The sequence below is a fragment of the Ideonella sp. P3_A4 genome, assembly GCF_056403075.1.
Window position 1 is genome coordinate 1 of sequence record NZ_JBFUGE010000311.1, and the last position, 7,250, is coordinate 7,250.

General features: G+C 71.6%; 5 protein-coding genes. 4 read left to right on the forward strand and 1 reads right to left on the reverse strand.

Features of this window, described 5'->3' with window-relative positions; translation table 11 throughout:
* The 4 genes from AC1DYI_RS22370 to AC1DYI_RS22385 all read left to right on the forward strand — a co-directional run.
* Positions 1 to 2,399: protein kinase domain-containing protein (locus AC1DYI_RS22370; RefSeq protein WP_477206340.1), on the forward strand; the 2,399-nt coding region annotated here is incomplete at its 5' end.
* A gap of 5 nt (positions 2,400 to 2,404) precedes the next feature.
* On the forward strand, positions 2,405 to 4,282 hold the full coding sequence (locus AC1DYI_RS22375; RefSeq protein ID WP_477206341.1) for a TonB-dependent receptor plug domain-containing protein: 1,878 nt from the start codon (positions 2,405 to 2,407) through the stop codon (positions 4,280 to 4,282).
* Between the two features lie 4 nt (positions 4,283 to 4,286).
* A complete protein-coding gene (locus AC1DYI_RS22380; protein ID WP_477206342.1) occupies positions 4,287 to 5,231 on the forward strand; it encodes a hypothetical protein in 945 nt (314 codons plus the stop codon).
* 5 nt (positions 5,232 to 5,236) lie between these two features.
* The gene (locus AC1DYI_RS22385; protein ID WP_477206343.1) at positions 5,237 to 6,661 is read left to right on the forward strand and encodes a hypothetical protein; all 1,425 of its coding nucleotides are present in this window, start codon (positions 5,237 to 5,239) and stop codon (positions 6,659 to 6,661) included.
* A 27-nt stretch (positions 6,662 to 6,688) separates the two neighbouring features.
* On the opposite strand, the gene AC1DYI_RS22390 is transcribed toward AC1DYI_RS22385, so the two are convergent.
* A partial coding sequence (locus tag AC1DYI_RS22390) for a hypothetical protein (protein WP_477206344.1) occupies positions 6,689 to 7,250 on the reverse strand: 562 nt, incomplete at its 5' end.

Here is a 7,250-nt window from a genome sequence, read left to right on the forward strand (position 1 = left end):
GCCTGAAGCTGTTCCTGCAGGTGGCGCAAGCGGTGGCCTACGCCCATGCGCGGCTGGTGGTGCACCGCGACCTCAAACCTTCCAATGTGCTGGTCTCGGCCGATGGCCAGGTCCACCTGCTGGACTTCGGCATCGCCAAGCTGCTGCATGAAGCGCCCGACGATGCCGGCGCAACGCAACGCCTGGGTGCGGTGATGACCCCGCACTACGCCTCGCCCGAGCAGTTGCGCGGCGAGCCGGTGACGGTGGCTTCGGACGTCTACTCGCTGGGCGTGATGCTTTACGAGCTGCTGACCGGCGTGCGGCCGCATGCACCACAGCAGCCAGGGCAACGTGCGGGGCTGGTGGCGGCGCTGGGGCAGGCGATGCTGCAAGCCGACGCGGTGCCGGCCAGCCGGCGGGTGGACGATCGTGCCTTGGCGCGGGCCCTGCGCGGCGATGTCGACGCGATCCTGGCCAAGGCGTTGCAGCGCCAGCCCGAGCAGCGCTACGCCACCGTCGATGCACTGGCCGACGACATCGAGCGCCACCTGGCCGGTGAGCCGGTGCGTGCCCGCCCGGACACCACCGCCTACCGCCTGCGCGCATTGGCGCGACGCTCACGTGCCGGACTGGCGCTCGGCGCCGCGGCGGCGGTGGCGGTGGCACTCGCCGCTGGCCTGTCGCTGGCGCAGGCACAGCGCGCCAATGAAGCGGCGCTGCGTGCCGGCGCCGTCAAGGACTTCGTGCTCGACACCTTCCGTGTCGATGCCGCCGGCGATTCGGCCAACCTCGACCCGCGTGGCGCGCCGCGCGAGTTCTTGCTCAAGCGCGGCGCGCGCCTGATCGACGCGCGTTTCGACGGCCAACCGGCGCTGCAAGCCGAACTGCACGGCGTCGTCAGCGGCCTGTTCGACGAGATGGCCAATTTCGAACTGGCCGAGCTGCATGCGGCGCGTCGGCTCGRGGTGTTGGCCCACAGCGGCGCACCGGTGGTCGACAAGGCGATTGCCGCGATGGCGGTGTCGCAAGCCCTGCTCAAGCTCGGCCGCGCGGCGCAGGCCGAGGAGCCCGCCGCCCAGGCCATCGGCTGGGCGCAGGGCGAGCCGCGGCTGGTGGTCCTCGCGCGGCTGCAACTGGCCGCCTCATTGGCCGCGCAATCCAAGGCCGAGGCGCTCGGCCGCGAGCTCGACAGCATCGATGACCAGATCACGCAGGGGCTGCCGTCGGCGTCGATCGAGCGTGCGATGGCGCTCGGCGCGCGGGCCAGCCTGGCTTCGCTGACGGGCCATGGCAGCCAGGCCGTCGACTACGCACAGCAGGCGGTGGCGGTGGCTGCCGGCATCGAGGGCGCCGCCTCGCCGCGCGTGCTGAACTTGCGCTGGAATCTGTGGCGCCTGCTGATGGAGTTCCGCCAGGTCGACCAGGCACGCGAGCTGGGCTCGGCCATCATTGCCGATCTGCGCCAGCTCGGCGGGCCACAAGACGGCACCGCCGCCTTCGCCGAGATCTACACCACCGCCTTCCTGTTCGCCAACGACCCGGGGCATCGGCTGTCGTTCGACGCGGCCGAAGCCGTCGTTCTGGCCGACCGCGAGATCGTCAAGCAGCGCGGTTGCCGCGGCATCGCCGACGCCGATGCCTGGGGCGACTACCTGCTCGGCGGGCTGTATGCCGCCTGGCACGATTTCGACCGTGCCGAGCCGCTGCTGCGCCAGGCGCTGGCGCGCATCGCGCCGCTGGGCGACGAGCTGACGCTGATCCCGTACGCACCCCGTGCGCTGGCCTGGGTCTGGATCGTGCGTGGCGACCACACGCGTGGTGACGCCGTGTTGCAGTCGCAACTGGGTTTGATGACACGGCGCGCCAGTCCGATGGCCGTTCGCGTGCGCACGAGCCTGGCCCTGAGCCAGTCGATGCAGGGTCGCCAGGGCGATGCCCTCGAACTGCTGGGCCCGGCGGCCGTGGACCCGCCGGCCGAAGCCGCCGACGCGCGCGCACTCGAGCTCGCATTGGTCCGCGCCAGCGTGCTGCTCGGCAGCGGCGACGCGGCCCAGGCCCTGGCCGCCCTGCCGCCGGCGGCCACCTTGGATTCGCTGCCCGGCGCCGATGGCGGGCAGCGCGGCGAAGCGCTGTGCGCGGCCGGCCGCGGCAGTGAGGGCCTTGATGCGTTGGCCAAGTACCTGGCCCGAGAGAGCGCCTGGCGCTCGCCGGCCAGCCCCTTTCTGGCACGCGCGCGGGCGGTGCAGGGCCTGTGTGCGCTGGCGGCGGGGGACGCCAAGCAGGCCAAGGCGCTGGCCCGACAATCGCGCTCGTCTTTGCCGCCAGGCTCGGCGGTGAGTCCGTACTTCAAACAACCCCTGGAAAAACTGGAGGGGGCGCTCGGCTTGGCCTCATCCACTCCGGTCGCCCAGAGGTGAATTTGATGCCCCGTCTTGCTTGCCGTCTGTTGGCCGCGTTGGCCGTTGCCTGGTTGACATCCACTTCCACCTGGGCCCAGGACGCGTCGGCCGACGCCCTGGTGCTGCCGGGTAGCGAGGTACCCGTACTGACGCCGACCCACATGCGGCAGGCCGTGCGCGACATCCCGGCCAGCGTCACCATCCTGTCGGCCGATACCTTGGCGCTCTATGGCTTCCAGGGCCTGGCCGAGGCGATGCGCCTGGTCGCCGGCGCATCGCCCAACCGCCTGAGCGGTGCCAACTACACCCTGAAGCTGGGCAACCGGGTGGCCGTCGGGCCGGTGCGGGTCACCTTGCTGGTCGACGGCATCGAAGTCGGCGGCACCGTGCTGTCCGACGACGACGACTGGAACGACCTGCCGGTGGCCCTCAACGATGTCGAGCGGATCGAGGTCACCTCGGGCGCCRGTGCGGCCGGTTATGGCCGCGCGTCGAAGGTCGCAGTGGTCAATTTCGTGACCAAGCACCCGGCCGATGTCGAGCGGGGCTTCGGCTACCTGTCCATCGGCTCGTTCGAGGCGTTGCGGGCCATGGCGCGTGGCGGCTGGACCTTCGGCCCCGTCGCGCTTCGCCTCACCGCGCACCACCGCGAGCGCAACGAGATCGAAGACCGGCGCGCTTTCTCTCCGGGCGATGACCCGGTGGACGTCGACCGCGTGACCTTGCGCAGCGCGATCGCCTTGGCCGAAGGGTCGAACATTTCGTTTGATGCGGCCTACCTGAGCAGCCACTATGACGGCGAGCCGGCCGCCACGCCACCGCTGGGCCCGCGGGACTTGCGCAACGGGTACGCCAGCCTGGTGTGGACGCAGAGCATTGCCTCGTCCAACGAGCTGAGCTTGCGGCTGGACCAGTGGGCCAACACCTCGCAGGTCTTCAAACCCGAGGAAGACTGCCGGCCCGGCAAGGTCTGCGAACCGGAACTCAACGTCGAGCGCCGTACCAAGCTCGAGCTGCAGGACGTGCACGTGCTGTCCGACGAGTTGCGTTTCACCGGCGGCCTGGGCCTGCGCAAGGCGCTGGTGCACAGCCGCGACAGCGACGTGGCGCGTTGGTCGACGCGGTATCGCCGCCTGTTTGCAGGCGTCGACTGGATGCCGACCCCGGCGCTGTCGCTCAGCGCCGGCTGGTCGGCCGACGAGGCGGACAGCGAGAACCACGACCGCACCTGGCACGCCGGCGCCAACTGGCACGTGAGTGACGACCAGACGCTGCGGCTGGCGTGGTCGCAGGGCGACTGGGCCTCCGACCAGAGCCTGCGCCTGGGTTTGTCAGGCGTGCTGCTGACCGAAGAGCACCTGCAGTCCACTGAACTGGCTTACCAGCTGGACGACCCGTCCCGTGCCGCATCGGTCAACGCACGCCTGTTCTGGTCGCGCTTGAACGGGCAGGTGTGGAGCAAGAAGGGCGGCGCCGACCAGCCCACGCACGGTGAGTTCTACGGGATCGAGTTGCGCGTCGCGGGTGAACTTTCGGAGCGTTGGTCGGGCTTCGTCAGCGCGACGACGCTGGCCGAAGGCGACCATGCGGGCGGCTTGGCCGAGGAGAACCACCGTCCGCACCCCTGGATCGGCGCGACCGGGCTGGCGGTGACGTTGGGCGATGGCTGGCGTGCGTCGCTGGGCTACTACGCGTCCTCCAAGTCGACGAGCTCCACCCAGTCGGCCGGTCGCTCGGCCTTGACGCTGCTGAAAGACTTCCGGATGGCCGACGCCCGCTGGCAGCTGACGCTGAACCTGCGCAACGCCGACCACCTGCGGGCGCCCACTGCCGACGGCACCAACACGCCCCACACGGCGACGGCCTGGTCCTATTTCTTGTCGCTCGCAGCGGCTTTCTGACAACGTGTCCACCGTCCGCCCCCTGCTGCTGCCCACCTGCTCGCCCGACCGGCGCGCGGTGTTGCGCGCGCTGGCGGCGATGGCGGCGCTGGCTGGGTCGCCGGTGTTGAAGGCTGCCGGCGCGGGCGGGGCCGAGCTGCGCGTGGTCACCAGTGCTTTGGGCGAGGCAACGAGCCAGATCGTGGCGGCGCTGACGCGGCGCTTCCCCGGCGCCCAGGTTTCCGATGACATCAAGGCGCTGATCGCGCGCGGCGGACCGGCGGTCTACCTGGCGGTCGGCCCAGCGGCGCTGGAGGCGGCGCTGAACGCCGATGTGGCCGGGCCGCTGGTCTCGGCCTTCGTCTCGTCCCCAGCCTATCTGCGGCTGATCGCAGCTGCCGCGCCGCGTCGCACTAGGCCGGTCACGGCGGTGTTCGCCGAGGCGTCGCCGGCCGCGCAGATGCAGCTCATTCGCCGCCTGTACCGGCGCAAGGTGGTGGTCGGCGTGCTGCTGAGCGCGTCGACACGCAACCTGCAGCCGCTGATCGAGCGGGCGGCGAGTGCGGCGGACCTGGCGGTGGCGTTCGAGGTCGTCGAGCCCGGCGCGAGCCCGGTGCGTGCGCTGTCGGCACTCACCTCCGCCAGCGTGTTGCTCGCGGTGCCCGACCCTGAGCTCTACAACGCGCAGGTCGCGCGGGCGGTGCTCGAGTCGACCTACCGGCGCCGCCAGGGGGTGATCGGGTTCTCGAAGGCGATGGTCGGCGCGGGCACGCTGGCGGCGGCCTACACCTCGATCGAYGATGTGGTCGCGCAACTGGGCGAGATGCTCGACGCGCTGCTCGCCGGCCAGCCCACGGCCGAGCCGCAGTACCCGCTGTACTGGCGCGTGGCGATCAACGACACGGTGGCGCGCTCGCTCGACGTCGTGATCGACGCCGCGGTGCGTGGCCTCGGCAACTTTCCGGCTTGACGACGATGGAACGCACAGCCGAACGGTCTTGGGGGTCTTGGGGCTTGCGTGGCCTGCTGCTGGCCACCGCTGCGCTGCCGACGCTGCTGACATTGCTGGCGATCCTGCTGCTGAACATCGGCTCGCAGGAACGGATGCGTCATGAACTCGAAGAGCGCGCGATGCTGGTGGCCGGCGCGCTGGCCGAGGCCAGCGAGTACGGGCTGATCTCGGGCAACGCGGCGGCACTCGACCGCTCGGTGCGCGAGCTGCTGGCCCATGACCGGGCGATCGCGGCGATCGACATCTTTGATGCGGCGCGGCGTCCCTTTGTTTCGTTGCCAGGGCAGCCGTTGGCCGCCGGTCTGCCGTCGGTCGAATTGCCGGTGCGCTCCAGCGTGCCCGACATCGATTTCTTCGACCGCGCGACGCCGCACGTGTCGATGGCCGAGGACTTGCAGCCGACGTTCCGGCTCGGCCCGGTCGCCGGTTATGTGCGGGTCACGATGACGACCGAGGCGCTGCAGCGCGCGCAGCAGCGGCGCCTGGGCCTGGAACTCGGTGTCGTGGCGGCGGCGGGCCTCGTCGGTCTGCTGGTGGTCGCGCTGTTGGCGTGGCGCATGCGTGCCTCGCTGCTCGCGCTGCTGGACGCGCTGCAGGCCATGCGGCAGGGCCGTTATGCCGTCGCCGAAGGGCCGGCGGTGGGCGTTGAGCTGCGCCGTCTGCAAGGCGCCGTGCTGGAGCTGGCCGAGACCCTCGGCGCAGCCGCGCATCCTGCGCGGGAGGGCACACCGTGGCAGCGCCATGGCGACAGCCACGGCGGCATCGCCCGCCGGCTGATGGGCCGGCTGGATGCTGCGCTGGTCGCGGTGCGCCTGGCCGCGATGCAAGCGGCGCGTCAGGCCGACGCCACCGGTCCCGCCGCCGATCCGCAGGCGGCGGCCCAGACGGCTGCGCGCATCCTGGCGCTGGCCGACCAGGCCCAGGCCGCCGGCGAGGCACTGGTCGAGCCGCTGCGGGCGAAGATCGTCGACGCCTTGGGGCTCGACGCGGCGCTGGCCGAACTGCTGCAGGCCTGTGCTCGGGCCCAGCCCAGCTGTGCCTTCAGCCTGCACCAGGACCCCGGCTTCGCCTGCGCCGACACGGCCCAGGCCAATGAGGTCCATCGCGCGGTCCAAGGGGCACTGGCGCTGGTGGTGGCCCATGCGCAAGCGTCGCAGGCCAGCGTGCGCCTGCAAGCCTTGCCACCGTCGCGCGAGGTGCGTGTCGTCGTGTCGGACAACGCTGCCGGCGAGGCGTCGAATGGCGCAGTGGCCCGCCTGGCGCACCTGCGTGAGGCCTTGACGGCACGCAGTGCCCGGGTCGACGTGCAACAGGCGTTGACCGGCGGCACGACGATCGTCGTGACCTTGCCGGCCGAGGCAGCGCCCGTCATCAACCCGCCGGGTTGACGCGAGCCTGTCCGACAAGACAGAACGTTAGCGGTGCAGCGCCTCAGCCAGGCGCTGCAGCACCCGCCGGTAGGCCGGGCTGACGCTGGGCTGCGCATCGAAAGCCGAGCGGGCCAGCCGCTCCATCGTGGCCGCCTGGGCTCGGTCGCCCGCGGCCAACAGGCACAGCCCACGCGCCGCCTGGTGCCGGGCCGCCTCGAGGCTGTAGGGGTAGGCGCCGGCCAGCGGTGTCTTGTCCGCCTTGTTCAGCCAATCCAGCCCGGCGGCCGATCGCCCGGCGTGGCAGAGCGCTTCGGCGCGCAGGCTCGCATCCACCGCGGCCGGGGCGGCCTCGGCCAGGGCCACGGCCTTGGTCCGTTCGCCCCGGTCGAGCAGGGCACGCAGCCGCTCGCCTGCAACGCGGGCGAGCGCTTCGCCGGCGGCCGATGTCGAACCCGCACCGCCGGCCATGGCGTTCAGCGTGGCCTCCGCCTCTTCCCAGCGAGCCTGGTTGACCAGGTGCTCGGCCTCGGCCAGCTGGGMTCTCCACGCCTCGCGCGGGAAGCGCGCCTCGGCCAACGTTCGCCAGTCGCGCAACAGGCCGTTGACC